Raw genomic sequence first — 26,644 nt, 5'->3', positions numbered from 1 at the left:
CTCCGCCCGGCTGCTTCAAGAAGCCCCCGGACGTCGCGGCCATCGTCCGGCCGTGCTGGTCTTTGTCGCGGTGCTCCTCGCCACCGTCCTGGCGCCCCTCTTCGGCGCCGGCCCGGCCGCCGCAGCCTCAGCATCCGGTTTCAGTTCCCCCTCGACGTCGTCCGCGCGGGGCCGTGTGGCGCTCATCGGGGTGCCGGGGCTCCAGTGGAGTGACCTGGACGAAACCCGTACCCCCAACCTGTGGAAGCTGGTCGCCCACGGCGGCTCCGCGTCGCTGTCCACGCGCGCCGTGCCACCGCCTGACCGCGGCATCACCTGCCCGATAGCCGGGTGGCTGACCGTGTCGGCGGGCCAGCGGGCCGGAACGCCCGAGCGTGGGTGCCCAGCTGTCCCGACGCCCCAGGTCAGCGGCGGGGGCGCCACGGTTCCGGGCTGGTCGGAGCTGGCCGCGTACCAGGCCGAGACCGGGTACGACGCGCGGCTCGGCACCCTGGGCCAGCTGGTGACGTCCTCGGGCGGCCATGTCGCCGCCATCGGGCCAGGCGCCGCGGTGGCCGCCGCCGACGCGACCGGAAAAGTCGCCACATACGTCGACACGCCGGAGGCTCTCGGCGACCCGACTCTCTACAACCTGATCGTCCTGGACGCCGCCGACCTGGCCGACGCCTGGGCCCGCCAGCCGCTCGACGAGCACGGCGTGCCGACCCCACTCCCCACCGCGACGCGGCAGGCCGCCGCCGCACAGGCGGACCGCCGCATCGGCGACCTGCTCGTCAGGCTGCCGGGCGACACGACCGTCCTGGTGGCGGGCGTCTCCGACCTCACCCCGAACCCCCACCTCCACGCCGCCATCGCCACCGGCCCCTCCCCGAGCGGGCGGCCGTACCAGCACGGCTTCCTGACGGCGACCTCCACCCGCCAGGACGCCCTGGTCACGATCACCGACCTGACCGCCACCGCGATCCAACTGCTGGGCCTGGAGGCACCACGCGAGGTGGTCGGGCGCGCCTGGCAGACCGACGGTACGGCGGGCACGGCCCCACCCGTCGACACGGTCAACGAGCTGTCGGACAGCGACCTGGCCAGCCAGGTGCTTCGGGAGGTCCGGGGGCCGTTCTTCGCGGTGTTCGTGACGCTACAGCTGCTCTTCTACGCCTTCGCCGCCCTGGCCCTGCGCCGCCGTCGCCGCTCCGCCGCCGTCTCCGCCGCGGAAACGACCACCGACGCCACGCCTGCGGGAGTCGCGTCCGGCGAGGCGACGCCCGCTGAGGGCGGGTCCGCCGAGAGCGAGTCCGATGTGGCCAGGTCCGCCGAGGGCGGGCCCGCTGACGCCCGGCCCGCTAAGAGCGGGTCCGGTGTAGCCGCATCCGCTGAGGCCGGGGCCGTGGAACCCACCTCCGCAGGGACTCACGGTGACGCTGGAGGGCCGTCGGCGGGGGCTCTGCCGGGGTACGAGGCGGCGAGTGCTTCTCGGCTGCTGGCCGTCGTGCAGGTCGTGGCCGTGGTGAGTGGGTCCATCGCCGTCTCGACGTTCCTGGCGCAGCTGGTGCCGTGGTGGGCCCTCCCCCTGCCGATGCTCGGCGTGATCGTGACCATCCTCGCCTTCGCCGCGCTGATCACCGGGCTGGCCTTCGCGGGGCCGTGGCGGGCGCACGTGCTCGGGCCCCTGACCGTGGTCGCGGGCATCACCTCCGTCGCCCTGCTCATCGACGTGATGACCGGTTCGAAGTTGCAGGTCAACGCAGTGACCGGCTACGAGCCTGTCACCGGGGGGCGGTTCTACGGGTTCTCCAACATCGCCTTCGCCGTGTACGCGACGGGGACCGTGCTCGCGCTGGCCGGAGTCGCTCAGTGGCTGCTCAAGCGGGGGATGTCGAGGTTCGTGACGGTGCTGGTGTGCGGGGCGTATGGGGCGTTGGCGGTGTTCGCCGATGGGTGGCCGTCGTGGGGGGCGGACTTCGGCGGGGTCCCGGCCTTCGTGATCGGGCTGGCCGTCTTCCTCATCCTGCTCGCCGGGCGGCGGGTCTCGGTCGTGAAGCTGCTGCTGGTCGGGGCGGCGGGAGCGGTGCTCATCGGGGGCATCTCGCTGTTCGACTGGCTGCGGCCCGCGGCGCAGCGTACCCATCTGGGGAATTTCGTCCAGCAGATCATCGACGGTCAGGCGTGGACGGTGATCGGGCGCAAGTTCAGCGCGATGATCGGCGTCACCGTCGGGAACTGGTCTCTCACGCTGCTCACGCTGGTCGCGCTCGCGTTCCTCTTCTGGGTGCTCAACCGGCCGTCCCGCTGGGGTGCTCCGGCGCTCGGTCAGGCGTACGCGCTCGCGCCGACGCTCCGGGCGGGCCTGTTCGGGGCGCTGACGTGCGCGTTCATCGGGTTCCTCATCAACGACTCGGGCATCGCCATCCCGGCCATGGCGCTCACCGTGGCGGTGCCGTTGACGCTCGCGGCGTCCGTACGCGCGCTGCAGCTCGCCACGACCACCACACCAGAGCCGCCGTCAGCGCGAACAGGGCCCACGGAGCGATCCGCGACCTGACCACCGTACGGAGCCAGTCGAGATCCTGCGGCATGACACCGTCGAGGACACGGGCGGGCAGGTACGCCAGGGACAGCACGAGCAGGTGCGTGAACAGCAGCCCGTCGAGCGCCGACGCCCCGATCAGGGCGAGCATCCCGAACGCCAGGCCGTCGTACCAGGGCAGGATGTACGGAGTCGCGAACAGGTAGGCGATGACGATCACGGCGCCCACGACGGGGGCACTCAGCCCGACCGGCCCGTGGGCATCCGCATAGCCCTGGTAGCCCTCGCGCCTGGACACCAGGCGGAACAGTGACCACGCCACCAGGGCGAGCACCAGCAGCGAGCCGATCTGGATCTCGCCCCGGTAGGCGCTGCCCGCGCCGACGATCGACTGCAGCCAGCCCTGGACGAGTTTCCAGAACGAGGCCAGCGAGATCGACTTGCTGGTACGGGTCATCGGGCCGATCGCCTCAGAACCGACGATCACGTAGCCGACGACCACCACGGCCAGCGCGGTGCCCGCCATCAGGGCCAGGCGGGCGGGGCGCCGGCGCAGCTCCCAGGCGGGGCCGAGCGCCACGAGGCCCGCGTTGATCTTCACCGCCACGCCGAGGCCGAGCAGAAGCCCGGAGCCGACCGGGCGGCTCCGGACCAGGAGGGCGGCGACCATGCAGGCGATGGCCAGGGTGTCGACGTGCATACCGGCGACCAACTGGTAGAGCAGCAGCGGGTTGGCGGTCCAGAGCAGAGCCGCCCGCAGCCGTCGGGCGGGATCGTCCCGGGTGAAACGGTCGATCAGCAGGCCCGTCGCGATGAACGCCGCCGCGTTGACCAGCGCCAGGACGAAGATGGTCAACCGGAGCGAGTCGCCGCCGATCCAGCTCGCCAGGGCCTGCACGGCCGTCGCCACCGGGCCGTAGACGCTCGGCTCCTCACGCCAGGGGGCCTCCACCGCGCGGGCGATGGGATCGGTGGGCAGGTCGACGGCTCCGTGGGTGTACGGGTTGACGCCCAACGTCACCATGCGTCCGTAGGCGGCGTAGTTAAGGTGGTCGCCCGAGCCGGACGGAGGCAGGAACGCCAGCAGCGCGGCGGCCAGGCAGCCGAGACGCACCAGCAACCGAGGATCCGGCAACCACTGCCCGCCGCCGAACGACGTGAATCCGCCGCTGGCGGATAGCGGGGCGGCGGGTGAGGGGGTGACAGGTGAGGAGGTGGCGGTCGAGGAGTTGGCGGGCGAGGAGTTGGCGGGTAGCGCGGACGCACGAGAGAGGGCGAGCAGCAGGCCCAGCGAGCCGAGCGCGCCGAGCACGATCGCCGCCGCGCCGAGCCCCACCACGAGGTGGGGGGCGGGGTGCACGTTCAGGGAGTAGGGCGGCTGCCAGGCGGGGCCGCTCAGGGCAGGGACCATGACGGACGGGCCGAGGAGGCTGATGGCGATCGTCAGCAGAACCGAGGCACCGATCGCCGCCGTGGCCGACTGGGCGAGCCGGCCTGGCGCCTTTCCGCGCCGCGTCTCCGAAGTCACCCGCAAATTCCAGCACACTCACCGGAACGCTCAGGCCCGAGCCCGCCAGGCCGCCTGCGTCGACGGCCCCTCGCTCCACCTGGCGAGGGACCCCAGCAGGCGGCCTGCCGAGGCCAGTGACGGCGGACCAGTGACGGTGGGCGAGCCCAGTCAGGCCGGCTGGGAGTCCAGTTGCGCCAGGAGCCGTGCCTTGCCCGAGCGGTCCAGCCAGGTGCTGAAGTCCGTGAGGGCGGGGTTGGCCTTGCGCAGGGGCTCGAGGTCGGTGTCGTAGTAGGTCTCGTTCGCCCAGGTGAAGACCTTCGCCACCTCGGGGTCGTGCTCCCAGAGGACGTCCAGCGGAATCCGGGTGTGCGGGATCTGGCGCCCGGCCGCCTTGCCGAGCGCGGCGGCGATCTGCGGGGCGGTCAGCCGGTCGCCGGTGATCTCCATCGCCTGCCCCAGATAAGCGTCCGGATCCGCGAAGGCCAGCGCGGCGAAGGCTCCGGTGTCGTCGATGGCGATGAGCTGCATGACCAGGTCGTCGTCCCAGGGCACGTTGAGCGAGCCGTTCTGGAAGAACCGGGCTGGGCTGGTGAAGTCCTCCATGAACCCGGCGGGGCGCAGGATCGTCGCGGGCACGCCCAGCTCGCGGATGCGCTCCTCGATCTGCCACTTGTCGATGGCGCCCCATCCGTGCTCCACGTAGAAGCTGTTCTGGCTCTCGACGCCGCCGACCGAGGAGTACACGAGGTGCCGCACGTCCGCGGCCTTGGCGGCGTCCGCGACGTTCTTGCCCTGGGCGATCTCGTTGTCGTTCGCGGACTGGACGCTGTAGATGCCGTACACGCCGCGGGCCGCCGCGTCGATGGAAGAGCGGTCGTCCAGGTCGCCGCGGACGAGCTCGGCGCCGGCGGCGGCGAGCGCGACGGCCGCGGGGGCGCTCTCGTCCCGGACGAGAGCGCGGACCCGCCAGCCGTCGGCGAGCAGGTGGCGGGCGGTGGCGCCGCCCTGGTTCCCGGTGGCGCCGGTGACGAGGACGGTCTTGTCGAGGGTGCTGTTCATGACTCGCTCCAGGTGTTGCCGCTGTGTCGAGATGACTGTATGACGAAATTTGAAAGTTAGTCAATCGATATGTGAGTTGACCAGATCTCGTATGGGGTCATACGGTCCCTACGTGAGCGCCAACGCCGAACGACTCCGAGACCCGCAGCAGCGCGCCGAACGGGCCACCCGCATCCTCGACGTGGCAGCCGACCTGCTGCTGCGCCACGGCTACCGGCGGGTGACCATCGACGACGTGGCCGAGGGAGCCGGCATCGGCAAGGGCACGGTCTATCTGCACTGGAAGACCCGTGAGCAGCTGTTCAGCGTGGTCTTCGCCCGCGAGGTGCTCTACGCCATGGACGAGCTACGGCAGGCGCTGCGGCAGGACGCGTCGGCATGCCTGCTGCACAACTTCGCGCGCGCCTACTTCCTGGCCATCACCAACCGCCCGCTGCTGCGTGGGTTCCTCTTGGCCGATCCCCACCTGCTCGGCAAGCTGACCAGCTCGCCCGATACCGCCCGCGACGAGCGGCACGGCTCCATGGCGAGCGATTACCTCAACCTGCTCACCGAGTACGGGCTGCTTCGCCACGACATGCGTACCGACGAGATCGGCTACGCCTACCAGGCCACGTTCGAGGGCTTCCTGCGCGCCGAAGGCGGCGTCCCCGCCGATGGTCCGGAGCAACGGGCGGACCTGCTCGCGCGGACCGTCCAACGCGCGTTCGAGAGCGAGGCGGCCATCCCCGAGGCCAGGCTGCGCGACCTCGCCGCCGCCACCGTCACCCTGCTCAGCGACCTGATCGATGCCGATCGCGCCGCGTCCGGCATCCCCGAGGCCTGACGTCCAAGGACACTTACCGCATATAGGGCAGGACGGTTCGGAAGTCCTGCGCACCGCGGCCCTCTTCGACGGACGCGCCGCCGGAGCCCGCCCTACGCTTCCGTCCCCGCTCCCGCTCGATCATGATCTCCGCCACCGTCTCCTGGACGCCGCCGCGGATCTCCACGTACTCCAGCAGACCAGTACGTTCCAGAGCGGTGAGCAGCCGGTCGGGAGGGCTGGCCAGGATGATGCGGCCGCTGTGCGTGGCCCGTACGCGCTGCAACGCCACCGCCAGCGCCCCGATCAGGGAAGAGTCGTAGAACACCACATCAGTCAGGTCGAACACCAGGATGGGGCCCTCGGACCAGTCCCATACCTCCCGGATGCGCGCGCTCAGGCGTGCACGGCCGGCGTGATCCAGCTCGCCGCTCGCTCGAAGGACTGTGCAATGAACGTGCCGGATAGTGTCGATTCGCACCGCACGCGCGCTCATGGTTCGCACTCACTTCCAGTAGCGTCACCTTTCTTTCTGCCCTGGAAAAGCCGCATTCAACGGCTGGTCAGCGTGAAGGCCATCACACGCCGCGAAACCCCTGGCCTGGATGCCCGTGGTGCCCTAAACCAGGAATTCGGTGAGGATGCCCGGCGCGGCCCCCTCCGCCAGCGCGGGAGCGTCGCCCGCGGCGAGGTCGGGGATGCGGTAGCCCTGCTCGCCCGCCGCCACCGCGGCCGTCAGCGTCACGACACCGGCCCGCCGGCCGAACGGCGAGGAGCTGAAGGTCCAGGCGACGATGCCGGTACGGCGCAGCGCGAGCGTGTCGCGGCTGAACGTGCCGGACCGCGCCACCAGATAGTCGCCATCGACGGCGTGGCCCAGGTTGCGGTAGGCGTCCCGGGCCAGCCACCAGACGATCGGCGCCGTCACGACCAGGAAGATCCCCGCGACGAGCGGCAGGCCGAGCGCGGCCAGGACGACGGCCACGGGCAGCACGATCAGCGTCAGACCGCGCATGACGCGGCGCCGCAGCGCGACGCGGGGATGGCGGAGCAGGGTCCGGTCGGCCGCCTTGCCGGTGAGCCGCTCGACCACGCGCAGGGCCTCGGCGCGGGGCGCGGGCGGCAGCAGCGAGCTGCGCCGCCGGTTCTCCTCGTCGTCGCCGAGCCCGCTGGCCACGGCGGTGACCTTGGCGCCGCCACCGGCCCGGAGCAGCAGCGGTTCGCGCAGCAGTACGCCACGCAGCCGCTCGTGGTCCATCGACACCGATCGGGTCGTGAACAGGCCGCGGCGCACCGCGAGCGTGCCGGAGTCCGCCCATTCCAGGCGGTAGTTCCACCAGTTCTCGGCGTACAGCGCGGTCGCCCCCACGCTGCCGACGACCAGGAAGGCCAGGAACGTCAGCGGGATCGTCACCCAGACCGCGCCGGCCGCGAGGTCGCGCAGGAAGCCGAGGCGCCACGGCTCGATCCCGATGTCGTTCAGGATCCGGTACGCGGTGCCGAGGACCACGAACACGCCGCCGATCGTCCAGAACGTCAGCGGCGCGTAGCGCACCCACCGCGGGTCGAACATGGCCAGCACCGGATCGGCGCTCTCCCGCGTATCGGCCCGCCGCAGCAGCTCACCGCGCAGCCGGGCCGCGTCCTGCCGGGACAGGGCCTCCAGCCGGAGCTCGTCGCGGTCGGCGGTGCTCGCGCGCACGACGGCGAGGCCGAGGAGACGGTGTACGGGGTTCGCGGTCAGGTCGACGTTGCGGATCCGGCTCAGCGGCACCGAGCGGAGCCTGCGGACGAACAGCCCCGAGCGCACCTCGAAGTGCTCGCCGGTCACCCGGTATCGGGTGCGCAGCCAGCGCGCCAGGCCGTTCGCGCTGATGACGGCGAAGGTCAGGGCGATCGAGCCGAGCGTGATCCAGGCCCGCAGGTCGAACCGGCCGCCGGTGGCGAGCGCGGTAAGCCCGACCGACGCCAGTGGCGCGACCAACCAGAAGCAGTGCGCCGCGATGACGCGCCCATCAAGCCGCCGCCACTGCGTGTCTTGTCCGTTCACGCGGCATCACCCGGTACGACCTGGGCCGCGGCGCCAATGCGGCGGGCGAGCTCCTCGGCGTCGGCGTCGGCCAGGCCGGCGATCTTCACGTTGCCGGCCGTCGAGGCGGTGGTCACGGTCACCGTGGCCAGCCCGAGCGACTGCTGGATGGGGCCGCGCATGGTGTCGACGGTCTGCACCCGCGACAGCGGCGCGATCCGGCGCTTCTGCCAGAACCACCCGCTGGCCGAGTAGACGGCGAGCTCGCCCAGCTCCCACGCGTGCACCCGGTAGCGCCAGCGCGGCATGACCGTCAGGTAGACGACCGCGGGCAGCACCAGGACGACCAGCAGCAGCGGCCCCAGCCAGACCAGCGCCCCGGGAAAGAACAGCAGCGACAGCACGAACAGGCACAGCGCCGTCAGCAGCGCCGGCCCCGACAGGACCACCAGCGCCTGGAGCGTCCACCATCGTCTGGCCCTGGGATCGACCCTGTGCAGCGGAGGGCGGAGGTTGTTCACGCGGCGCGTCCTTTCCAAGTCAGCTGTATTACTTTGACCATAGCAAGACAGCTGACTTGGATCAACCGCCGAAAAGCCGGGCCAGCTGCCCGTCCATCAGCGCCACCGTCTCCTCGGCGGTGTGCACACCCAGGTGGAAGTTGGCGCGCAGCCCGTCGGCCAGGCTGACCAGCAGCGCCGCCTCGGCCGCCGGATCGCGGGACCCGTCGATGTCGCCCGCCCGCATGGCCAGCGCGATCTGGCCCTCCAGCACGCCACGTAGCGCGAGCGCGCGCTTGCGGGCGTAGTCGCGCAGCGGCTCACTGCGCGCGGCCTCCAGCAGGAAGCTGATGTTGATCAGGCTGCCCGCCTCCGCCGCCCGGTCGACGGGGAGCATCTCCAGGACGATGGCCCGGAGCCTGGCCCGCGGCGCCTGCGATCCGGCGGCCAGCATGCGCTCGGCCACGCGCTCGACGTTCTTCCTGTTCATGAACTCGACCGCGAAGACCATCATGTCCTCACGGTTGGTGAAATAGTGCTGGAGCTGGCCGAGCGACATGTCCGCCGCCGCGGCGACCTCTCTCAGGCTCACCCGGTCGAGCCCCCGGGCCTGCGCCACCCGCCACAGCGCCTTGGCGATCTGGGTACGCCGGGCCTCGTGGTCCACCTGCTTGGGCACCCGTGCTCCTCTCTTTTTACGTCCCCCAACGGTACTCAATACATATGACTTGGCATAACCAGAGCGAGGAGAAGTGCACCTCGTACCCGAACGTGCGAACGTGATCTGGTGCATCGCTGAAGGGAGTGCCGGTGGGCATCATTTCGCGCGGCTTCCAGGGCCGGCGCAGGGGCGACGACGACCGGTTGCCGCCCGGCCAATACCTGGTCGACGACTTCCCCGTGCTTTCGACCGGGCCGACGCCGCGGATCCCGCTGGAGCGGTGGGAGTTCGCCATCGACACCGAGGCCGCGCAGACCCACCGGTGGACCTGGCCGGAGCTGATGGCGCTGCCGCAGGAGACGCCGACGGTCGACATCCACTGCGTCACCAAATGGTCCAAACTCGGCACCGGCTGGCAGGGTGTCTCGCTGGACACGCTGTTCGAGAACGTCGAGTCGGCCGCTGAATACGCGCTGGCCTACTCGTACGGCGGCTACACCACGAACCTCCCCCTGGAGGACCTGCTCGACGGCAAGGCGTGGATCGTCCACAAGTTCGACGGCGAGGAGCTCGCACCCCAGCATGGCGGCCCGGCCCGGCTGCTGGTGCCGCACCTGTACCTGTGGAAGTCGGCCAAGTGGATCCACGGCATCCGGCTGCTCGACGAGGACTGGCCGGGCTTCTGGGAGACCGCCGGCTACCACAACTACGGTGACCCGTGGCGCGAGCAGCGCTACGAGGGCGACTAGGTGCGCCGCCTGACCTGGCGACCCGCCAGGCTGACCGCGCTGCGCGACGAGACCGCCAGCGCCCGCACGCTGGTCTTCCAGGTACCGGGCTGGCCGGGACACCTGGCCGGTCAGCACGTTGACGTGAAGCTGACCGCAGAGGACGGCTACAGCGCCCAGCGCAGTTACTCGATGTCCGCCCCGGCCGACGGCGACACGGTCGAGCTCACCGTCGAACGCGTACCCGATGGGGAGGTCTCACCGTACCTCACGGAGGTCATGGCGCCCGGTGACCAGGTGGAGATCCGTGGGCCGGTCGGCGGCTGGTTCGTCTGGCGGCCCGAGAACACGTCGCCGGTGCTCCTGGTCGGCGGGGGCTCGGGCATCGTCCCGCTGATGGCCATGATCCGCGAGCGTCGCCGGGCGGGCAGCCGGGTGCCGTTCCGGCTGCTGTACTCACTGCGCGAGCCCGGCAGCCGCTACTACGCCGAGGAGCTGCGCCGTCCCGACGCCGGGCTCGACGTCGGCTACATCTACACGCGGGCCGTGCCGGACGGCTGGCCCCGCCCGGCCGGTCGCATCCTGCTGGACGACCTGGCGGAAGGCGGCTGGCCCGCCGGTTTCGAGCCGGAGTGCTACGTCTGCGGGCCGACGGGGTTCGTCGAGGCGACCGCCGACCTGCTGCTCGCGCTCGGACACGCGCCCGAGCGCATCAGAACCGAACGCTTCGGCCCGACCGGAGGCTGACCTGACCGCCGAAGCTTCGGCCCGAGACTGACCTGACCGCCGCACACCTCGGCCCAACCGGAGGCTGGCATGACCGCTGAACACCTGGACGGCAACGTCCTCGCCGGCCCGCTGAGCGAGATCTTCGCCGTGGACGTCACCGCGGCCGTCGGACGGTGCGCGAGCTGCGGGCTGACCGGCCCCGTCGCCGAACTCCGCGTGTATGGCCCCGAACCGGGGCTGGTCGCCCGCTGCCCCGGCTGCGAGGAGGTCGTGCTACGCCTGGTACGCGGGCCGGGCACGGCCTGGCTCGACCTGCGCGGTGCCGTGTCGTTGCGCGTGCGACTGCCTGAATAGCGGTTCTCACTCGATCCGGCTTAGTACACTCGGCAGGTCCAACCGGCCGAGATCTGTACGGCGGAGGTCTTGGCCATGGGCGGCGGCCCGTTGGCCCTGTCCCATGGGAGTCACGTGAACCGCGGGCTGCTGGACGCGCCACCATCCCCACAAGCTCCGGCACGCGGCCGCAAACGCTGGCTGAGGTGGACGATCGCGATCGTGATGACGATCGTGCTGGTGATCGCGGGCGTCGCGGTCGGCGTCTACCTCAAGCTGTACGGCAACGTGAAGCACGACGCCGTCTCGGCCGAGGACCTCGGCGCGAGCCGTCCGCCCAAGGTGGCGGACACCGCGATGAACGTGCTGATCGTCGGCTCCGACCAGCGCGACGGCAAGAACGCCAAGTACGGCCGCCGTGTCGCGGGTGAGCGTACCGACACGATCATGCTGGCACATGTCTCGTCGAAGCGGGACAACGCCATGGTCGTCAGCTTCCCGCGCGACTCGCTCGTGCAGCTGCCCGCCTGCCGCGCCAAGGCCGGACTGACCGGCCAGCAGCCGCACCTGGGCATGATCAACGAGTCGTTCAACTCGGGCGGCATCGCCTGCACCTGGAAGACGATCGAGTCGCTCACCGGCATCCACATCGACCACTTCGTCAAGGTCGACTTCACCGGCTTCAAGAGCATGGTCGACGCCGTGGGCGGCGTGGAGATCTGCCTGCCCGAGGCGGTCAACGACAAGAAGGCGCTGCTCCACCTGGCCGCCGGGCGGCAGACGGTCAACGGCGAGCAGGCGCTCGGCTACGTCCGTGCCCGCTACAGCATGGGCGACGGCTCCGACATCGGGCGGATCCAGCGCCAGCAGATGTTCATCGCGTCGATGGTGAAGAAGGTCATGAGCGGGCAGACGCTCACCGACCCGGCCAAGCTCTTCAACTTCCTCGATGCCGGCACCAAGGCCGTCACCACCGACCCCGACCTCACCCCCGGCGTGATGAAGGACCTGGCGACCAGCCTGCAGGGCCTCAACGCGGGGCAGATCCGCTTCATCACCACCCCGTGGCACTACTCACTCACCCAGCCGGGCCGGGTGGAGTGGGTCCAGCCGCAGGCCGGGAAGCTGTTCCAGATCGTGTCCAAGGACGAGAGCGTGCAGGGCGTCAAGGGCGGGCAGACCAAGGTGTCCAGGTCCAAGATGCAGATCGAACTGCGCAACGGCACCTACCGCACCGGTCTCGGCACGCAGGTGGCCGCCTCGTTGGAGCAGCGGGGCTACCACATCACCAAGATCGGCGACACGGCCCGCAAGCCGAACGCCAAGACGACGATCTTCTACGGGCCCAAGGGCGAGACGGGCGTCCCGACCCTGACCAAGGACCTGCTCACGTCCACGACGCGGTTGGTGGCGGGGGCGCAGACGAGCCGGTTGGTGCTGGTGATCGGTGACGACTGGAAGGGCACCAAGCCCATCCGCACCGACGACACCGAGGCGCTGAAGGGCTTCGACGCGACCCACGACACCTGCGCGGCGTCCTGATCACGCGGCTCCCGACGCCTACGCGCCCTGACCACGCGACTCGCGACCCACGACACCCGCACGTCCTGATCAGGCGATCAGGGGTCAGGCGATCAGGGGTCAGGCGATGAAGGCCGACAGTGCGGCCAGGGCCTCCACCACCTGGTGGGCGTCCGGGGTACTCTCCGGGTCCAGGAGCCATTGGATCATCAGGCCGTCCGAGATCGCGATCAGGACCGCGATCAGGGCGTCCGGCGCGAACCCCAGCTCCACCCCCAGCTCCACCGCCGCCCTGTTGATCATGTCGACGCCCGCCTTCCTGGCCCTGGCGTAGACGGCGGCCAGCTTCTCCCTCAGCACGTCCTCACGCAGGGCGGCCGGGTACGCCTCCACGGCTAGGACCAGCTGCGGCCGCATCTCCGCGAAGACGTCGACCAGGGCCACCATGGCGCGTTCGAGCATCTCCTTCGGGCTGGCCAGCGGTCCCCCGAAGACCGACTCCTCCACGTGCTCGATCCAGGCGTCATAGGCGGCCACGATCGCCTCGTTGAGCAGGGCGTCCTTGCCGCCGAAGTGGTAGCCGATGGAGGCCAGGTTGGTGCCCGACGCGGCGACCAGGTCGCGGGCGGTCGTACGGGCGTAGCCCTTCTCCTGCAGGCAGTTGACCGCCGCCGCCAGAAGTCTCTCCCGGTATCCACCGAGCTCTGTTCTCGACACGCGTTCTATGCTATCGATGTATACGACCGTCTATGACGTACGTATATATACACACGAAAGGCCGAACGATGCTCCCCCCTGGACCGAGACTCCCCGCGCTGCTCCAGACCGCCTGGCTGCTGAGCGACCCGATGGGCGCGCTCGAGAAGTGCCGCCGCAAATACGGCCCGATCTTCACCGTGCGCCTCTTCGGCTTCCCGCCCGAGGTCTACGTCGCCACCCCCGAGCTGGCCGAGCAGGTCTATCGGCTCGACCAGGGCGGCGGACGGGCCGGTCGCGTCCGGCGCGACTTCCTGGAGCCGATGGTCGGCGCGCACTCCCTGCTCACCCTGGACGACGAGCCGTGGTGGCGGCACCGGCGGCTGCTCACCCCGCCGCTGCGCGCCAAGCAGATCGCCGGGTACGAAGGTGAGATCGCCGCCATCGCCGCCGAGAAGATCGCGACCTGGCCGCTCGGCACCCCGTTCGGGCTGCGCGACCGCATGCAGGAGATCACGCTGGAGGTCATACTCCGGCTGGTCTTCGGCATCCGCGACGCCCAGCGGCTCGACCGGCTACGCGTGCTGCTGCCGAAGCTGATCGAGGTCGGCGGCTCGCCGGCGATGATGGTGCTGCCGCCCCGGCTGCGCGAGGCCTCGCGGCGTCTGCCGTTCACGCCGTACGCGCGGTTCCTGCGGCTGCGCGCGGCCGTCGACGAGATCCTGTTCGACGAGATCGGCCGGCGGCGCGCCGAGCCGGGCGGCACCGACGTGCTGGGCAGGCTGCTCGAGACCGAGCTCGGGGACCAGGAAGTGCGCGACGAGCTGATCACCCTGCTCATCGCCGGTCACGAGACGACGGCCACGGGGCTGGCGTGGGCGTTCGAGCGGCTGCTGCGTACCCCGGACGTGCTCGACCGGCTGCCGCACGACGAGGAGTATCTCGATGCCGTGGTCAAGGAGGCACTGCGCGTCAGGCCGGTCGTCTTCGAGGCGCCCCGGCTGGTCGACGCCCCGCTGCGGCTGGGCGACTATGAGGTGCCCGCGGGATGGTACGCGGCACCGCTCATCGCGCTCATCCACCAGGACCCGTCGATCTGGCCGTCACCCGAGGAATTCAGGCCCGAACGCTTCCTGGACGGCGCGGACGCCCACGGCAAGGCGTGGATGCCCTTCGGCGGCGGCCGGCGCTTCTGCGTCGGCGCCCAGCTCGCCCTCCTGGAGATGCGCGTCATCCTCCGAGAGGTGCTGGGCCGCCTGGAGCTCTCCGCGCCGGATCCGGCGCCGGAGGCCAGGCGGCTCAAGCTCGTCACCCTTGCCCCTGCGAAGCTGACACGCGTCAGCGCGCGTGCTCGGACTCCTGCTCGGACGCCGTAGTCGGGTGCATCTCGTCATGCGGCGAGTCGGCGCCCAGCTCCTTGCGGAGCCGGTCGTAGTCGATGTTGTGATTGGTGTACTTAAGCTGGCGAGCGACTTTCGTCTGCTTCGCCTTGGCTCTTCCTCGGCCCATGGCTACTCCCTAGTCCCCGCTGTCATCCTAGCCAACAACGTTACGACTTGAAGAATTATGCAAGTGCGCTGGATTAGTCTGACACTATGCACGTGGAGGTCTACCAGGCCAAGGCCGATTTCTTCCGAACTCTCGGCCACCCCGCTCGCATCAGAGTGTTGGAGCTACTCCAGGAAGGCCCGCTCCCCGTCCGGGAACTCCTGGCCCAGATCGACATCGAGCCGTCGAGCCTCTCCCAGCAGCTGGCCGTGCTGCGAAGAGCCGGGATCGTGAGCGCCATCCGCGAGGGCAGCACCGTCGTCTACACGCTGGCCACCCCTGAGCTGGCCGACCTGCTCGGGGCCGCCCGCCGCATCCTTACCGACATGCTCGCCGACCAGGGCGAACTGCTCGCGGAGCTACGAGCCGAGGTCCCCTGAACGTGGAGCGTCACCGTCTATGACGATGAGCACCGTCAATTCGACGAAAGTCGGGGGACGAGCTGGTCTTTCCGCAGTGTCGGGCGCTTCGGGACCTTCCTACGCTGCTGCCCATGATCAGAACGCGCCGCAACGCCGCAGCCGGGGCGAGATCACCACAGCGTACGTGGGCGCCTTCTTCGACCAGCACCTACGTGGCGAACACCAGCAGTTGCTGGACGGCCCGTCCACCGCCAACCCCGAGGTCTCTTTCCAGAACCCCTTGGAACCGCGTTGAGAACGCCCCTGCTTGTTCCTACTTGTCGGCAGCGGTGCCGGCGGCGGCCGCGCGGCGGGCGCGGGCCTGGACGACCTTGGGGTAGCGGGCGGTGAAGACGGCCGGGGCGGCGAACGTGATCACCTTGATGGCGATGACCACGGCCGTCGCGTGCGGCGCGGCGGCCAGTACGAACGTCAGCGATACGGCGGCGACGGTGAACGCGCTCGCCCAGACCGTGGTGATGACCGCGTTGACCCGGTAGAAGCCCGGGGTGTCCCAGACCTCCTTGGGCGCCATGGTGCGCGCGATGCCGAGCGTGAACGGCCGGCGGATGGCCAGCGAGCCCCAGGCGGTGCCCGCCAGCCAGACGTTGACCAGCGCCGGGCCGTACGGCGTGAGGAACGAATGCGGATCGATCAGCGAAAGGACCGTGAGGCAGGCGAAGAACACCGCGGCGCTCGACTCGATCACCATCTCGTCCCAGGCCCGCCCCGCTCGGCGGTCCACGACGACGAGGACCAGCGCGATGACGAGGCCGGTGATGGCGCCCCACCGCCACTCGTCGCCGGTGGCGATGATCGCGTAGAGGATCCAGGGGGCGAATCCCAGCAGGCCGCGCATGTCGAGCTCCCTACGACGTTCCTATGTAGACATGTCGAAGGTAGAACCTGCGAGCTCGATATGTCAATATAGGAATATGAGTCTTCGACACGCCGCGCTCGGCCTGCTCTCCGAGGGACCGGCGAGCGGCTATGACCTGATGAAGATGTTCGACGTCTCCCTCGCGAACGTCTGGCCGGCCACGCAGAGCCAGCTCTACGCCGAGCTCGGCAAGCTGGCCGACGCCGGATTGGTGAGCGTGGCGGCCGAGGGGCCGCGCGGCCGCAAGGAGTATGCCATCACCGAAGAGGGCCTGGCCGAGCTCCGCCACTGGCTCATCGAGGTGGAGCCGGTCCGGAACGTACGCAGCGACATGCTGTTGCGCGTGTTCTTCCTGGCCCAGGTGGATCCGTCGCAGGCCAAGGACTACCTGCGGCGGCAGGCGGAGATGGCGGCCGAACGGTTGGCGCACCTAGAGAGCATCAGGGAATTCGTGGAGTCCGGGCAGGACAATCTGTCGGTGTACGGGAGGCTCGTGCTGGAGTACGGCCATCACCTCAGCACCACGGCGCGGGACTGGGCCGAATGGGCCGAAGGGCAGATCCGTTAGGCTCGCCCCATGGTCTCCGAACTGTTCGATCCGAAGGCATGGCAGGTGGTCGAGGGATTCGACTTCACCGACATCACCTATCACCGGGCGGTCGACCAGGGCACCGTACGGATCGCCTTCAATCGCCCCGAGGTACGCAACGCGTTCCGGCCGCAGACGGTCGACGAGCTCTATCGAGCGCTCGACCACGCCCGGCAGACCACGGACGTGGGCTGCGTGCTGCTCACCGGCAACGGCCCCTCGCCCAAGGACGGCGGCTGGGCCTTCTGCTCGGGCGGCGACCAGCGGATCAGGGGCAAGGACGGCTACCAGTACGCCGACGGCTCAGCGTCCACCGGCCGGCTGCACATCCTGGAGGTGCAGCGGCTGATCCGCTTCATGCCAAAGATCGTCATCTGCGTGGTGCCCGGCTGGGCCGCGGGCGGCGGGCACAGCCTGCACGTCGTGTCGGACCTCACGCTGGCCAGCGAGGAGCATGCCCGCTTCAAGCAGACGGACGCCGACGTGGCCAGCTTCGACGGCGGCTTCGGGTCGGCGTACCTGGCCCGGCAGGTGGGGCAGAAGTTCGCCCGCGAGATCTTCTTCCTCGGCGACACCTACTCCGCCGCCGACGCGCACCGGATGGGGATGGTGAACGCCGTCGTTCCTCATGCCGAGCTGGAGGAGCGGGCGTTGGAGTGGGGCCGCAAGATCAATGGCAAGTCACCCACGGCCCAGCGGATGTTGAAATATGCCTTCAACATGGTCGATGACGGGTTGGTCGGGCAGCAGGTGTTCGCCGGCGAGGCGACGCGGTTGGCGTACATGACGGACGAGGCCGCCGAGGGCCGCGACTCGTTCCTGGAGAAGCGCGCACCCGACTGGTCGCCCTTCCCCTGGCATTACTGATCCGCTCTCAGCGAGCCGGTCGGCTGCTCGTTCGGCACCAGCGCCGCTTCTGGCGCCGGCGGTGGTGACCAGCCCGGCCGCAGGGCTGAAGATCCTTTGCGACATTTGCCCTTCTCTACCCAATCGTGACCAAGAGCTGGAATTCTGATACGTCCTTTGACTTAGTCGTGGGATGGGGATGAGACAGTTGCCGGCATCCGGGGTGTGGCGCCGCTTCGTCAGGCACGCGTCCGCTCTGTGGCTCGTCGGCGCGGTGATCGCGTTATGCCTGCCATCTCCCGCGCAAGCGCAGGCCATGGCCGACAAGACCCTCACCCTGGCCTACACCTGTACAGGCGGCCCGTTCAGCGACACCTCGCTCAGCGTGCCGCTCACCATGCCCGATACGGCGAGTGGCACGTTCGACGTCAAGTGGCGCATTCCCGCCCTGACGCTGCGCACGGCACCGACCACCACCACGCAGGTCCACGTCGCCGGGAAACTCATGGTGACCGGCGGAACGCACACGGATCTCAGCAAGACCGGCGCGAGCGTCACCTCCGGATCCACCTCCGTGCTGGCCGGACAGGTGACGAGCACGGTGTCGGTGACCGCCACGACGGGTGGCGAGGTGACGGTCCAGGGCTCCACCGAGCAGGGCAGCCTGAAGCTCAGCCTGGCCAGCGCGCCGTCGGACGTGACCTCGTGCACGACCACCAGCACGACCAGCGTGGTGATCACGGTCGGCCAGGGCGGCACCGGGACCGGTACCGGCGACGTGGTCACCTACTCCTGCAAGACCGGCACCGAGGCCAGCCCGCAGACCGTCAAGGTCAAGGTCACGCTGACGATGCCCACGACCACCCCCAAGACCGGCGAACAGTTCTCGATCGGCTGGTCGGGCACCTATGAGACAGGTTACGAACTCGAGGCCCCGTCGACCGGGCTGCCCACTGGCAGCAAGCTGTACGCCTACGCCTCGATCTCCGGCATCACCCAGCTGACCTCCGCGACCGGAGTGGGCGAGCTGGCCGCGGTCACCGCGAGCGCGCCCATCACGCTGCCCACCAGCGTCGACATGAAGACCACCTCGAAGAACTCGGGTTCGGCGACGGTGAAGCCGGCCGCCATCAACATCGGCACCTCACCGACCGCCCCGGTCATCGAGTGTGAGGTTCAGAGCGACACCAGCCTCAAGACGTACCCCCTCACCATCGGGGCAGGCAGCGGCAGCAGCCCTTCGCCGACCCCCACGAAGTCCAAGTCCCCGACCCCCAAGTCATCGACCAAGACCTCCTACAAGTCTGAGCCTTCCGCCACTCCGAAGGCGGGAGCCGACACGGGCGCGGGCGGCGACGCCGGCCCGGACGGCCGCCTGTTCGTACTGACGGGCTCCGCTCTGATAGCAGCGGCGGGCGCGGGCGGCCTCCTCATGCGCCGCCGCTCCGCGACCAGGCCCTGAACGGAGGCACCATTTTCGATCGACGACCTGGACACCGAGATCGACCTGATCGCCGACCCCGTCGCCTCCTTCGTCAAGCTCGTCCCGCTGGCCGGCGGCTGACTGGTGCGCCTGATCAGCTTTGATATCTACTTCCTTATCGATGGACGATAGATAGCAATATTGGACGCAAGGAGATCGGTTCTGGTCTGCTAAGCGGGCATTGACGTCCATCGGGGTCGTGATCGCCTCCAGGTCTCTGGCCCGTGAAAGCAGGTGTTCGCCCATGTCCTTCGGGCAGTCCAGCCCGTCCCGCCGCGCGTTGCTGGCCGCCGCGGCCCTCCTGCCGCTGGCGGGACGCGAGGCCGAGGCATCGGCGGCATCGGCCGCCGCTCCCAAGAGCGCACAGCACTACTACGACCGCGCGGCCAAGCTGGCCGGCGACGACCCGGTGCTGCGGGCCCTCGTCAAAGTGCTCACGCCGGGCCTCCCGATGCCGTCGGCGAAGCCCCTCGCGCCACTGAGGATCTTCGACGATGTCGCGGTGGTGGGCACCAGCTTCGTCCAGGCCACGGCCCTGCTCACCTCCCAGGGTGTCATCCTCATCGACGCGATGGGATCACCGGACGACGCCGAAAAGATCATCGTTCCCGGGCTGCGCTCTGTGGGAGTGGATCCAGCGAAGATCAAGTACGTGGTGGTCGCCCACGGCCATAGCGATCATTTCGGCGGCGCCCAGTTCCTCGCCGACCAGTACGGCGCCCGAGTCATGATGAGCCGAGCCGACTGGAATGTCATCGCTGCCGAACGTCCGGCCAATGCGCCCAAGCGAGACCTGGAGATATCCGACGGACAGCGGCTCACCCTCGGCGACACCACAGTCGCGTTCCACCACACGCCCGGGCACACGCCGGGCACCGTCTCGCCGATCTTCCCGGTGCGCTGGAAGGGCCTACGACACACCGCGATGTTGTGGGGCGGGACCGCGCCACCCGCCGCGACCGCGGACAAGCGCACCAATCTCTCCTCTGTGCTCGCCTTCGCCTCCAGGATGAGGCAGGCAGGGGTGGACGTCGAGCTGAACAATCATGGAGGCTGCGACAACAGCCTGGCGCGCATCGAGGAGTTGCGGGCCGGGTCCACGGGAGCGGCGAATCCGTTCGTCATCGGCCGTTCCAGGACGCAGCGCTTCATGAAGGTCATGGAGATCATGCTGCGCGGCCGCATCGTCCAAGACCAGGAGGCGAGCTCCGGCACGTCTTCAGGCGCCGCGAGCGCCTCACCCGGACGATCGACCAACGTCTGCTGCTGAGAGACGACCGAGCGCCTGGGAACGCCACGCATGCCGCGCGTGCGCTGTCATGTTCCATCGTGCTCCGCCGCCAGTGAGCCGACCGTGACGGCGTCATCCCTGTCGAGCGGGTCGACGTGGTGGACGATCATGTACAGCAGGCCCTGCAGGCGTTCGCGGGCGGGTTGGGTACAGACCTGACGGGGGCGCGGACGCGCGCGAGCGTGGCGGCGGGGGCGTCATTGAGGTTGTAGCCGACGAGCTCGCGCCAGACGGCCATTCTGCGATCTCGATCGAGTTTCTCGGCGACGGCTTCGTCCACGTAGGTGGAGACGGCTTGCGGCAGACTGGGTGGGTGGAGATCGTGGTGCCTGCCGCTTTGACCGAGTCTCACGTGAAGTACGACGGAGAAGCCGGGCGGTCCTGGTCTGCCGGGTTACCGGCGCTGGCCGAGCGCTATCTCAAGCGATGGGGCCTGCGGCTGGACGGTGCGCCCGCGCACGGGGTGGTCTCGCTGGTTCTGCCCGTGGTGCGGGGCGATGGGACACGGGCGGCGCTCAAGCTGCAGCCCGTGAGTGACGAGAACGCCGGCGAGGGGCCGGGGCTGCGGGCCTGGGCGGGTGACGGGTCGGTGTTGCTGCTCGACGAGGACCCCGCCACCGGCACCCTGCTGCTCGAACGGCTCGACGCCGAGCGGCCGCTGTCGTCCGAACCCGATGTCATGAAGGCGCTCGGGATCCTCACCGAGTTGCTCCGGCGGCTGGTGGTGCTGCCCGCTCCCCAGGGGATGCGCCAGTTGGGGGACATCGCGGGTGGCATGCTCGACCGCGTTTCCGACGCGGTGGCGGTGCTGCCCAGGGAGCGGGATCGGCGCTGGTTGGAGGTCTGCGCGGGGGCGGTTCGTGAGCTGGCGGGCGAGCCGGGCGATCGGTTGCTGCACTGGGATCTGCACTACGACAACGTGCTGGCCGGGGTACGGGAGCCGTGGCTGGCCATCGATCCCAAGCCGCTCGCCGGGGACCCCGGGTTCGACCTGATGCCCGCGCTGCACAACCGGTGGGAGGAGGCCGTGGCGACCGGGGATGTGCGTCGGGCGGTGTTGCGGCGGTTCGACTTCATGGTTGACGGGCTCGGGCTGGATCGGCGGCGGGCCGCGGGCTGGACGCTCGGCCGGGTGCTGCAGAACTCGCTCTGGGACGTGGCCCAGGGCGAGCCGGAGCTCAACGAGATCCAGCTCGCCGTGGCCGAGGCGGTCCGTCACCGCCTGTAGGACAGCCGCCGGGGTCAATCCGACAGGCTGTGGAGGAAGGCTCGTACGAGAGCGGCGATCTGGGGACGGCGGGTTTCCAGGGCGAAGTGGCCGGCGTCCAGGAGGTGGACGCGGGCGTCCTTCACGTCGCGAGCGAACGCCTTGGCACCTTCCGGGGCGAAGATCTCGTCGTTGCGACCCCAGACGGCGAGCACCGGGGGCTGGTGGGTGCGCAGGTAGTCCTGCCATTGCGGGTACGCGGCCACGTTGGTGGCGTAGTTCATGAAGATCGCGAGCTGGATCTCGTGATTGCCCGGACGGTCGAGCAGGGCCTGGTCGAGAGCCTCCTTGTCGGGGTTGACCAGGGAGACGTCGGAGACGCCGTGCGTGTACTGCCAGTGCGTGGCCTCACGCGTGTAGTTGGCGAGCAGCGGTGCGAGGTCGGCTTCGGAGGGGTTCGCCCAGATCGCGCGGAGGTCCTGCCAGAAGGGGGCCAGTCCGTCCTCGTAGGCGTTGCCGTTCTGGCTGATGATGCCGGTGATCCGCTCGGGGTGGCGCAGGGCGAGACGGAAGCCGACGGGGGCGCCGTAGTCGTGTACGTAAATGGCGTACCTGGTCAGGCCGAGCGAGTCGAGCAGCCGGTCGACGACGTCGGCGAGATGGTCAAAGGTGTAGTCCCACTCCGAGGCGGCCGGGGCCGAGCTGTGCCCGAAACCGGGGTAGTCGGGGGCGATCAGGTGGAACTCATCAGCTAGGTCGGCGATCAGCTCCTGGTAGGCGATCGAGGAGGTGGGGAAGCCGTGGAGCAGTACGAGCGTAGGGGCCGACGGGTCGCCTGCCTCACGGTAGAAGACGTCCAGGCCGTCGATGGCAGTGGTGCGGTAGCGGGTGGTCATGGCGACTCCTCTTAACCGGCTAAATCAGCTTTGATGGTTAAGTGATAGCATGAGGTTGATTAACCGGTCAAACTTATTTGAGGGGTTAGGTCCTGTGAGAGTGCGGCCGCTTCGTGGGGAGTCTGTGGCGTTCGATCTGGTGGACACCGTGTGGAAGGAGCATGGGGTGCCGGTCGATCAGTTCGACGACCTCGATGGCGTGCGGGCTTGGCTCGACGATCACGGGCTGCCGGGTGGCGACGAGCTGGAGCGCGTACGGGATCGGCTGATGGAGGCTCGTGCCGCCCTGCGGGCCGTGCTGGACGGGCGCGGGCCCGAGCGGCTCAACGCCGTGCTCGGCCACGGCAGCCGCCGCCCGCTGATCCGCACCGGCGACCCGCACCAGCCGCATGAGCCGTACGAGCTGGTCGTCGTGGACGAAGCGGCGTGGCATGCGGCGTGGGTGGCGGCGGCGGACCTGGTACGGATCCTCCGCGAGCGGCCCGAGCGCGTGCGCAAGTGCGCGAACCCGGAGTGTGTGCTGTGGTTCCTCGACACGAGCAAGAACGGCAGCCGCCGCTGGTGCTCGATGGAGGCGTGCGGCAACCGGGCGAAAGTGGGCCGGTTCAACCAACGCCAGCGCACCATGGGCTGACCGGCCCGAAAGAGCAGCGTTTGGGTCAGATGAGGAGGGCGAGCTTGCCGCGACCGTGGCGGGTCTCGATCTCGCGGTGCGCGTCCGCCGCCTCCTCCAGCCGGTACGTCCGGCGGATCAGGAACTTCAGCTCCCCTTTCGCGCAAAGGGCGGCATACCGAGCGAGGCGCTCAGCCGTGCGGACGCCCTTGGTGACCATGATGCCCAGCTCGTCCGCCTTGTCGTGGTCGACCATGGTCAGAATGCGGCCACGTTCCGGGACCAGCTCCAGGGAGACGTCCAGCGCCGCGCCGCCCGCTCCGTCCAGGGCCGCGTCCACCCCGCCGGGCGCGAGCGCGCGTACCCGGGAGGAGAGGCCGTCTCCGTAGGCGACAGGGATGGCGCCGAGGTCGCGTAGGTAGGCGTGGTTCTCCTCGCGAGCGGTGCCGATCACGGTGGCGCCCCTACGGACGGCGAGCTGTACGGCGACCGTGCCGACCGCTCCGGCGGCGGCGTGGACGAGGAGCGTCTCGCCCACGGTCGGGTTCAGCTGGCTGATGGCGATGTCGGCGGTCTGCACCGCGGCGGTCAACGCGCCGGCCACCTCCCAGGGGAGGCCCGGGGGCTTGGGTGTCACGTCGGTGGCGGGGACCACGATGTACTCGGCGTAGCTGTTCAGCAGCGAGAAGCCAAGCACCTCCGTGCCAACGTCGAGGCGCACGCCCGGCTCTCCTTGGCCGCCCGGACTTCCTTGGTCCGCCACGCTCGGCCCCACCTGGTCGACCACGCCCGCGAACTCGTTGCCCGGGATCCGCGGCAACGGGTCGGTCACGGCGGGCGGTGTCCAACCGGCCCGCACCGCCGTGTCGAAGGGCTGCATCCCGGCGGCCTTGATCCGTACCCGGACCTGGCCCGGCCCGGCCTCCGGCATGGGCCGGGCCATCACAGTGAGCACCTCAGGTCCGCCGAACTCAGCAAACGCCGCCGCTTTCATGAAATTTCCACTCATGGGGACGACTGTGCACCCTCAACCGCACTTGAGGTCAAACCAGATCGCATTTCGGGAACTTTCGGCTTTAGTCCCGCTTTATCTGTATAGAGTCCGACGGACATCACAGGGGGACGGGGTATCCGGGGTTCGATGACCGAGTTCTTACATGTCGTGCTGAGCTTCCCGACGGTGGTATTCACCTTCCTTCTCGTCGTGGTCGCCGGCTACTGGTTCATTGTCATAACCGGCCTCTTCGACTTCGAAGACGGCGAGGCGCCCTGGCTGGGACTGGGCGGAGTGCCCGCCGGGATCGCACTGTCACTACTGATCGCGTTCGCGTGGCTGCTCGCCTTGATCGGCAGTCAGGTGGCGCCGGGAATCGCGCTGCCGGTCGTACCCATCCTCGCCCTGATCGGGGCCTGGCTGGGCACGCGGGCACTGCTCAGCCCGCTGCGGCGACTCTTCCCCGACGCGCGGCGTCCGTCGCGTGGTGACTTCGTCGGCCAGATGTGCGTAATCCGCACCGGCCAGGCGACAGCCGACTTCGGCCAGGCCGAGGTCACCGCGCCCGACGGCTCGTCGGCCGTCGTCCAGGTAAGGACGACGGGCCAGGACCGGCTCGCGCGCGGCGACAACGCGCTCATCTTCGAATACGACACCAACGGCGAATTCTTCTGGGTCATGCCTTACGAAAGCGAGCACTGATGGACGTCATCTCCACCGGATTCGGCATATTCCTCGCCGTCGTGCTGGTCATCGTGATCGGCCTGTTTGCCGTCATCAGCCGCCTTTTCCGGAAGGTCGAACAGGGCAAGGCCCTGATCATCTCGAAGGTCAACAAGGTCGACGTGACGTTCACCGGGGCCACCGTGCTCCCCGTCTTTCACAAGGCCGAGATCATGGACATCTCGGTGAAGACCATCGAGATCGAACGGACCGGCCGCGAGGGGCTGATCTGCCGGGACAACATCCGGGCCGACATCAAGATCACCTTCTTCGTACGCGTCAACAAGACCGCCGAGGACGTCATCAAGGTCGCCCAGGCCATCGGCACCGTCCGGGCCAGCGACGAGTCGACCCTGCAGGCGCTGTTCAACGCGAAGTTCTCGGAGGCGCTCAAGACCGCCGGCAAGCAGCTCGACTTCGTCGATCTCTACACCAAGCGTGACGAGTTCCGTGACCAGATCGTCCGGCTCATCGGCACCGACCTCAACGGCTACAGCCTGGAGGACGCGGCCATCGACTACCTGGAGCAGACCTCGCTGGCCGCGCTGGACAAGAGCAACATCCTCGACGCGCAGGGCATTCGCAAGATCACCGAGCTGACGGCGATCGAGCACGTACGGACCAACGAGTTCCAGCGCCGCGAGGAGAAGGAGATCACCCGCCAGAACGTGGACGCCCGCGAGGCGATCCTGGAGCTGCAGCGCCGGCAGGCCGACGCCGAGGTCAAGCAGCGGCGCGAGATCGAGACGATGAAGGCCCGCGAGGAGGCGGAGATCGCCCGCGTGGCGGCCGAGGAGCGGCTGAAGTCGCAGTCGGCCAACATCAAGACCGACGAGCAGCTCGGCGTACAGCACGAGAACCGGGCCCGTGAGGTCGCCGTCGCGGAGAAGAACCGCGAGCGGGTGATCGCGATCGAGACCGAGCGGATCGAGAAGGACCGCATGCTGGAGATCATCGCCCGCGAGCGGGAGACCGAGCTGTCGCGCATCGCCAAGGACAAAGAGGTCGAGACCGAGAAGCGGTCGATCGCCGAGGTGGTGCGCGAGCGGATCGCCGTCGACAAGACGGTGGCCGAGCAGGAGGAGAGCATCAAGCGGCTGCGCGTGGTCGAGGAGGCCGAGCGTACCCGCCAGAGCGTGATCATCGCCGCCGAGGCCGAGGCGCAGGAGAACCTGGTCAAGGGCATCAAGGCGGCCGAGGCCGCGGAGGCGGCCGCGAAGTTCAAGGCCCGCGAGGAGCTGACGCTGGCCGAGGCCAGGCAGCAGGCCGCCGAGCTCGACACCCGAGCCAAGATCAGGCTGGCCGAGGGTATCCAGGCCGAGTCGGCGGCTGCCGGGCTGGCCGAGGTCCAGGTCAAGGAGCGGGACGCGGAGGCGATCGAGAAGGTCGGCCGCGCGGAGGCGGCGGTCCTGGCCGAGAGGCTGCGGGCCGAGGCGGAGGGCGCCAGGTCCATGGCCATGGTCGAGGGCGACCGGCTCAAGGCGCAGGCGGAGGGCGAGCAGGCGATGGCCCTGGCCGCCGCGACGGCGGTGGGCGAGAAGCTCAAGGCCGAGGCCGAGGGTCTGACCGAGAAGGCCGCCGCGATGGCCGCGCTCGACGACGCGAGCCGGGGCCACGAGGAGTTCCGCCTGCGGCTGGAGGCCGACAAGGACGTACGCCTCAAGCAGATCGACGTCACGCGGCAGGTGGCGGAGTCGCAGGCGAGCGTGCTGGCCGCCGGTCTGGCCAAGGCGAACATCGACATCGTCGGCGGCGACACGATGTTCTTCGACAAGGTCGTGGGCTCGATCACCGCGGGCAAGGTGGTGGACGGGTTCGTGGAACACTCGCAGGTCGCGGGCACGCTGGCGGCGCCGTACCTCAACGGGTCAGCCAGTCTCGCGGGTGACCTCAGCGCGCTGGTCAACGGGGTGAGCACCGAGGACCTGAAGAACCTGACCGTGTCGGCGCTGCTGCTGCGGCTCATCCAGAACGGCGGGCCCGACTCGGGCCCGCTGGGCGAGCTCCTGGAGACGGCCCGCCGCCTGGGCGTGGCCGACTCGCCGGTGGCCGCGCTCACCGCCGCGAAGGTCTGATCG

Annotated in this window: 28 protein-coding genes; 17 read left to right on the top strand and 11 right to left on the bottom strand. The window is 69.4% G+C overall.

Features of this window, described 5'->3' with window-relative positions; translation table 11 throughout:
- Window positions 1-52 precede the first annotated feature (52 nt).
- Window positions 53-2,539, top strand: coding sequence for a hypothetical protein (locus ACGFJ2_RS27400; RefSeq protein ID WP_393472893.1), 2,487 nt, complete (start codon window positions 53-55; stop codon window positions 2,537-2,539).
- Here ACGFJ2_RS27400 and mptB read toward each other — a convergent pair.
- Both mptB and ACGFJ2_RS27390 read right to left on the bottom strand, forming a co-directional pair.
- Window positions 2,421-4,052, bottom strand: a complete 1,632-nt coding sequence (mptB, locus tag ACGFJ2_RS27395) for a polyprenol phosphomannose-dependent alpha 1,6 mannosyltransferase MptB (RefSeq protein WP_393472890.1) — start codon at window positions 4,050-4,052, stop codon at window positions 2,421-2,423. The two genes, ACGFJ2_RS27400 and mptB, sit on opposite strands and share 119 nt — an antisense overlap.
- Window positions 4,053-4,202: 150 nt before the next feature.
- Window positions 4,203-5,093, bottom strand: coding sequence for an NmrA/HSCARG family protein (locus ACGFJ2_RS27390; RefSeq protein ID WP_393472886.1), 891 nt, complete (start codon window positions 5,091-5,093; stop codon window positions 4,203-4,205).
- Between the two features lie 112 nt (window positions 5,094-5,205).
- Between ACGFJ2_RS27390 and ACGFJ2_RS27385 the strand changes: the two genes are divergently transcribed.
- Window positions 5,206-5,919 (top strand): TetR/AcrR family transcriptional regulator, encoded by a 714-nt coding sequence (locus ACGFJ2_RS27385; RefSeq protein WP_393472883.1) that lies wholly within the window; start codon window positions 5,206-5,208, stop codon window positions 5,917-5,919.
- Between the two features lie 13 nt (window positions 5,920-5,932).
- Here ACGFJ2_RS27385 and ACGFJ2_RS27380 read toward each other — a convergent pair whose 3' ends face one another.
- From ACGFJ2_RS27380 to ACGFJ2_RS27365, 4 genes are all read right to left on the bottom strand, one after another.
- A complete protein-coding gene (locus tag ACGFJ2_RS27380) occupies window positions 5,933-6,379 on the bottom strand; it encodes an STAS domain-containing protein (RefSeq protein WP_393472880.1) in 447 nt (148 codons plus the stop codon).
- Window positions 6,380-6,517: 138 nt separating this feature from the next.
- Entirely contained in the window at window positions 6,518-7,948 is a 1,431-nt protein-coding gene (locus ACGFJ2_RS27375) for a PH domain-containing protein (protein ID WP_357961000.1), read from the bottom strand.
- The gene (locus ACGFJ2_RS27370) at window positions 7,945-8,448 is read right to left on the bottom strand and encodes a PH domain-containing protein (protein ID WP_357960997.1); all 504 of its coding nucleotides are present in this window, start codon (window positions 8,446-8,448) and stop codon (window positions 7,945-7,947) included. Before ACGFJ2_RS27370 ends, ACGFJ2_RS27375 begins: the two co-directional genes overlap by 4 nt.
- Before the next feature lie 61 nt (window positions 8,449-8,509).
- Window positions 8,510-9,106, bottom strand: coding sequence for a TetR/AcrR family transcriptional regulator (locus ACGFJ2_RS27365; RefSeq protein WP_357960995.1), 597 nt, complete (start codon window positions 9,104-9,106; stop codon window positions 8,510-8,512).
- A 131-nt stretch (window positions 9,107-9,237) separates the two neighbouring features.
- On the opposite strand from ACGFJ2_RS27365, the gene ACGFJ2_RS27360 reads away from it, so the two are divergent.
- The 4 genes from ACGFJ2_RS27360 to ACGFJ2_RS27345 all read left to right on the top strand — a co-directional run bounded on the left by ACGFJ2_RS27360 (window position 9,238) and on the right by ACGFJ2_RS27345 (window position 12,420).
- Complete coding sequence (locus ACGFJ2_RS27360) at window positions 9,238-9,837, top strand: sulfite oxidase-like oxidoreductase (protein ID WP_357960992.1); 600 nt, start codon at window positions 9,238-9,240, stop codon at window positions 9,835-9,837.
- Window positions 9,838-10,563 carry a ferredoxin reductase gene (locus ACGFJ2_RS27355; RefSeq protein WP_393472874.1) on the top strand — a complete coding sequence of 242 codons (726 nt, stop codon included), beginning with the start codon at window positions 9,838-9,840 and terminating at the stop codon, window positions 10,561-10,563.
- 69 nt (window positions 10,564-10,632) lie between these two features.
- A complete protein-coding gene (locus tag ACGFJ2_RS27350) occupies window positions 10,633-10,899 on the top strand; it encodes a DUF6510 family protein (RefSeq protein WP_357960986.1) in 267 nt (88 codons plus the stop codon).
- Window positions 10,900-11,013: 114 nt separating this feature from the next.
- On the top strand, window positions 11,014-12,420 hold the full coding sequence (locus ACGFJ2_RS27345) for an LCP family protein (RefSeq protein WP_357960983.1): 1,407 nt from the start codon (window positions 11,014-11,016) through the stop codon (window positions 12,418-12,420).
- A gap of 99 nt (window positions 12,421-12,519) precedes the next feature.
- On the opposite strand, the gene ACGFJ2_RS27340 is transcribed toward ACGFJ2_RS27345, so the two are convergent.
- Window positions 12,520-13,116, bottom strand: a complete 597-nt coding sequence (locus ACGFJ2_RS27340; RefSeq protein WP_393472869.1) for a TetR/AcrR family transcriptional regulator — start codon at window positions 13,114-13,116, stop codon at window positions 12,520-12,522.
- 68 nt (window positions 13,117-13,184) lie between these two features.
- Here ACGFJ2_RS27340 and ACGFJ2_RS27335 point away from each other — a divergent pair, with 68 nt between their 5' ends.
- Window positions 13,185-14,471 carry a cytochrome P450 gene (locus ACGFJ2_RS27335; RefSeq protein WP_393472866.1) on the top strand — a complete coding sequence of 429 codons (1,287 nt, stop codon included), beginning with the start codon at window positions 13,185-13,187 and terminating at the stop codon, window positions 14,469-14,471.
- Here the strand turns inward: ACGFJ2_RS27335 and ACGFJ2_RS27330 are convergent.
- Window positions 14,434-14,604, bottom strand: a complete 171-nt coding sequence (locus tag ACGFJ2_RS27330) for a DUF3073 domain-containing protein (protein ID WP_357960973.1) — start codon at window positions 14,602-14,604, stop codon at window positions 14,434-14,436. The two genes, ACGFJ2_RS27335 and ACGFJ2_RS27330, sit on opposite strands and share 38 nt — an antisense overlap.
- A gap of 86 nt (window positions 14,605-14,690) precedes the next feature.
- On the opposite strand from ACGFJ2_RS27330, the gene ACGFJ2_RS27325 reads away from it, so the two are divergent.
- Together ACGFJ2_RS27325 and ACGFJ2_RS27320 are read left to right on the top strand one after the other, a co-directional pair.
- Window positions 14,691-15,023 (top strand): helix-turn-helix transcriptional regulator, encoded by a 333-nt coding sequence (locus ACGFJ2_RS27325; protein ID WP_225301381.1) that lies wholly within the window; start codon window positions 14,691-14,693, stop codon window positions 15,021-15,023.
- A gap of 25 nt (window positions 15,024-15,048) precedes the next feature.
- Complete coding sequence (locus tag ACGFJ2_RS27320) at window positions 15,049-15,300, top strand: hypothetical protein (protein ID WP_358203950.1); 252 nt, start codon at window positions 15,049-15,051, stop codon at window positions 15,298-15,300.
- 18 nt (window positions 15,301-15,318) lie between these two features.
- Here the strand turns inward: ACGFJ2_RS27320 and ACGFJ2_RS27315 are convergent, their stop codons facing one another.
- Entirely contained in the window at window positions 15,319-15,903 is a 585-nt protein-coding gene (locus ACGFJ2_RS27315) for a hypothetical protein (RefSeq protein WP_393472861.1), read from the bottom strand.
- A 76-nt stretch (window positions 15,904-15,979) separates the two neighbouring features.
- Here ACGFJ2_RS27315 and ACGFJ2_RS27310 point away from each other — a divergent pair, with 76 nt between their 5' ends.
- The 5 genes from ACGFJ2_RS27310 to ACGFJ2_RS27290 all read left to right on the top strand — a co-directional run bounded on the left by ACGFJ2_RS27310 (window position 15,980) and on the right by ACGFJ2_RS27290 (window position 21,361).
- Complete coding sequence (locus ACGFJ2_RS27310; protein ID WP_358203967.1) at window positions 15,980-16,492, top strand: PadR family transcriptional regulator; 513 nt, start codon at window positions 15,980-15,982, stop codon at window positions 16,490-16,492.
- A gap of 9 nt (window positions 16,493-16,501) precedes the next feature.
- Entirely contained in the window at window positions 16,502-17,380 is an 879-nt protein-coding gene (locus ACGFJ2_RS27305; protein WP_225301384.1) for a 1,4-dihydroxy-2-naphthoyl-CoA synthase, read from the top strand.
- 178 nt (window positions 17,381-17,558) lie between these two features.
- Window positions 17,559-18,821, top strand: a complete 1,263-nt coding sequence (locus ACGFJ2_RS27300; protein ID WP_358203979.1) for a hypothetical protein — start codon at window positions 17,559-17,561, stop codon at window positions 18,819-18,821.
- 265 nt (window positions 18,822-19,086) lie between these two features.
- The gene (locus tag ACGFJ2_RS27295; protein ID WP_393472856.1) at window positions 19,087-20,112 is read left to right on the top strand and encodes an MBL fold metallo-hydrolase; all 1,026 of its coding nucleotides are present in this window, start codon (window positions 19,087-19,089) and stop codon (window positions 20,110-20,112) included.
- A gap of 334 nt (window positions 20,113-20,446) precedes the next feature.
- A complete protein-coding gene (locus ACGFJ2_RS27290; RefSeq protein WP_393472853.1) occupies window positions 20,447-21,361 on the top strand; it encodes an aminoglycoside phosphotransferase family protein in 915 nt (304 codons plus the stop codon).
- Between the two features lie 14 nt (window positions 21,362-21,375).
- Here ACGFJ2_RS27290 and ACGFJ2_RS27285 read toward each other — a convergent pair whose 3' ends face one another.
- Complete coding sequence (locus ACGFJ2_RS27285) at window positions 21,376-22,236, bottom strand: alpha/beta fold hydrolase (RefSeq protein ID WP_393472850.1); 861 nt, start codon at window positions 22,234-22,236, stop codon at window positions 21,376-21,378.
- Between the two features lie 124 nt (window positions 22,237-22,360).
- Here ACGFJ2_RS27285 and ACGFJ2_RS27280 point away from each other — a divergent pair, with 124 nt between their 5' ends.
- A complete protein-coding gene (locus ACGFJ2_RS27280) occupies window positions 22,361-22,870 on the top strand; it encodes a CGNR zinc finger domain-containing protein (RefSeq protein ID WP_393472847.1) in 510 nt (169 codons plus the stop codon).
- 25 nt (window positions 22,871-22,895) lie between these two features.
- Here the strand turns inward: ACGFJ2_RS27280 and ACGFJ2_RS27275 are convergent, their stop codons facing one another.
- Window positions 22,896-23,858 carry an NADP-dependent oxidoreductase gene (locus ACGFJ2_RS27275; protein WP_393472844.1) on the bottom strand — a complete coding sequence of 321 codons (963 nt, stop codon included), beginning with the start codon at window positions 23,856-23,858 and terminating at the stop codon, window positions 22,896-22,898.
- A gap of 132 nt (window positions 23,859-23,990) precedes the next feature.
- Here ACGFJ2_RS27275 and ACGFJ2_RS27270 point away from each other — a divergent pair, with 132 nt between their 5' ends.
- Both ACGFJ2_RS27270 and ACGFJ2_RS27265 read left to right on the top strand, forming a co-directional pair.
- Window positions 23,991-24,545 (top strand): hypothetical protein, encoded by a 555-nt coding sequence (locus tag ACGFJ2_RS27270; protein WP_393472841.1) that lies wholly within the window; start codon window positions 23,991-23,993, stop codon window positions 24,543-24,545.
- Window positions 24,545-26,641: a flotillin family protein gene (locus tag ACGFJ2_RS27265; RefSeq protein WP_393472838.1), complete on the top strand. Its 2,097-nt coding sequence runs from the start codon at window positions 24,545-24,547 to the stop codon at window positions 26,639-26,641. Before ACGFJ2_RS27270 ends, ACGFJ2_RS27265 begins: the two co-directional genes overlap by 1 nt.
- Window positions 26,642-26,644: the final 3 nt, after the last annotated feature.

The sequence above is a fragment of the Nonomuraea sp. NPDC049028 genome (genome assembly GCF_043197735.1).
In the GTDB taxonomy this organism is placed as follows: domain Bacteria; phylum Actinomycetota; class Actinomycetes; order Streptosporangiales; family Streptosporangiaceae; genus Nonomuraea.
This window is presented reverse-complemented; position numbering and strand designations above follow the sequence as displayed.

Bases quoted from the DNA above. Each gene is read 5' to 3' on its own strand.
- ACGFJ2_RS27350 (WP_357960986.1), top strand. From the start codon at position 10,633: ATGACCGCTGAACACCTGGACGGCAACGTCCTCGCCGGCCCGCTGAGC.
- ACGFJ2_RS27270 (WP_393472841.1), top strand. From the start codon at position 23,991: ATGACCGAGTTCTTACATGTCGTGCTGAGCTTCCCGACGGTGGTATTC.
- ACGFJ2_RS27330 (WP_357960973.1), bottom strand. From the start codon at position 14,604: ATGGGCCGAGGAAGAGCCAAGGCGAAGCAGACGAAAGTCGCTCGCCAG.
- ACGFJ2_RS27305 (WP_225301384.1), top strand. From the start codon at position 16,502: ATGGTCTCCGAACTGTTCGATCCGAAGGCATGGCAGGTGGTCGAGGGA.
- ACGFJ2_RS27300 (WP_358203979.1), top strand. From the start codon at position 17,559: ATGAGACAGTTGCCGGCATCCGGGGTGTGGCGCCGCTTCGTCAGGCAC.
- ACGFJ2_RS27390 (WP_393472886.1), bottom strand. From the start codon at position 5,093: ATGAACAGCACCCTCGACAAGACCGTCCTCGTCACCGGCGCCACCGGG.
- ACGFJ2_RS27325 (WP_225301381.1), top strand. From the start codon at position 14,691: ATGCACGTGGAGGTCTACCAGGCCAAGGCCGATTTCTTCCGAACTCTC.
- ACGFJ2_RS27310 (WP_358203967.1), top strand. From the start codon at position 15,980: ATGAGTCTTCGACACGCCGCGCTCGGCCTGCTCTCCGAGGGACCGGCG.
- ACGFJ2_RS27315 (WP_393472861.1), bottom strand. From the start codon at position 15,903: ATGCGCGGCCTGCTGGGATTCGCCCCCTGGATCCTCTACGCGATCATC.
- ACGFJ2_RS27275 (WP_393472844.1), bottom strand. From the start codon at position 23,858: ATGAGTGGAAATTTCATGAAAGCGGCGGCGTTTGCTGAGTTCGGCGGA.
- ACGFJ2_RS27265 (WP_393472838.1), top strand. From the start codon at position 24,545: ATGGACGTCATCTCCACCGGATTCGGCATATTCCTCGCCGTCGTGCTG.
- ACGFJ2_RS27335 (WP_393472866.1), top strand. From the start codon at position 13,185: ATGCTCCCCCCTGGACCGAGACTCCCCGCGCTGCTCCAGACCGCCTGG.
- ACGFJ2_RS27320 (WP_358203950.1), top strand. From the start codon at position 15,049: ATGAGCACCGTCAATTCGACGAAAGTCGGGGGACGAGCTGGTCTTTCC.
- ACGFJ2_RS27295 (WP_393472856.1), top strand. From the start codon at position 19,087: ATGTCCTTCGGGCAGTCCAGCCCGTCCCGCCGCGCGTTGCTGGCCGCC.
- ACGFJ2_RS27285 (WP_393472850.1), bottom strand. From the start codon at position 22,236: ATGACCACCCGCTACCGCACCACTGCCATCGACGGCCTGGACGTCTTC.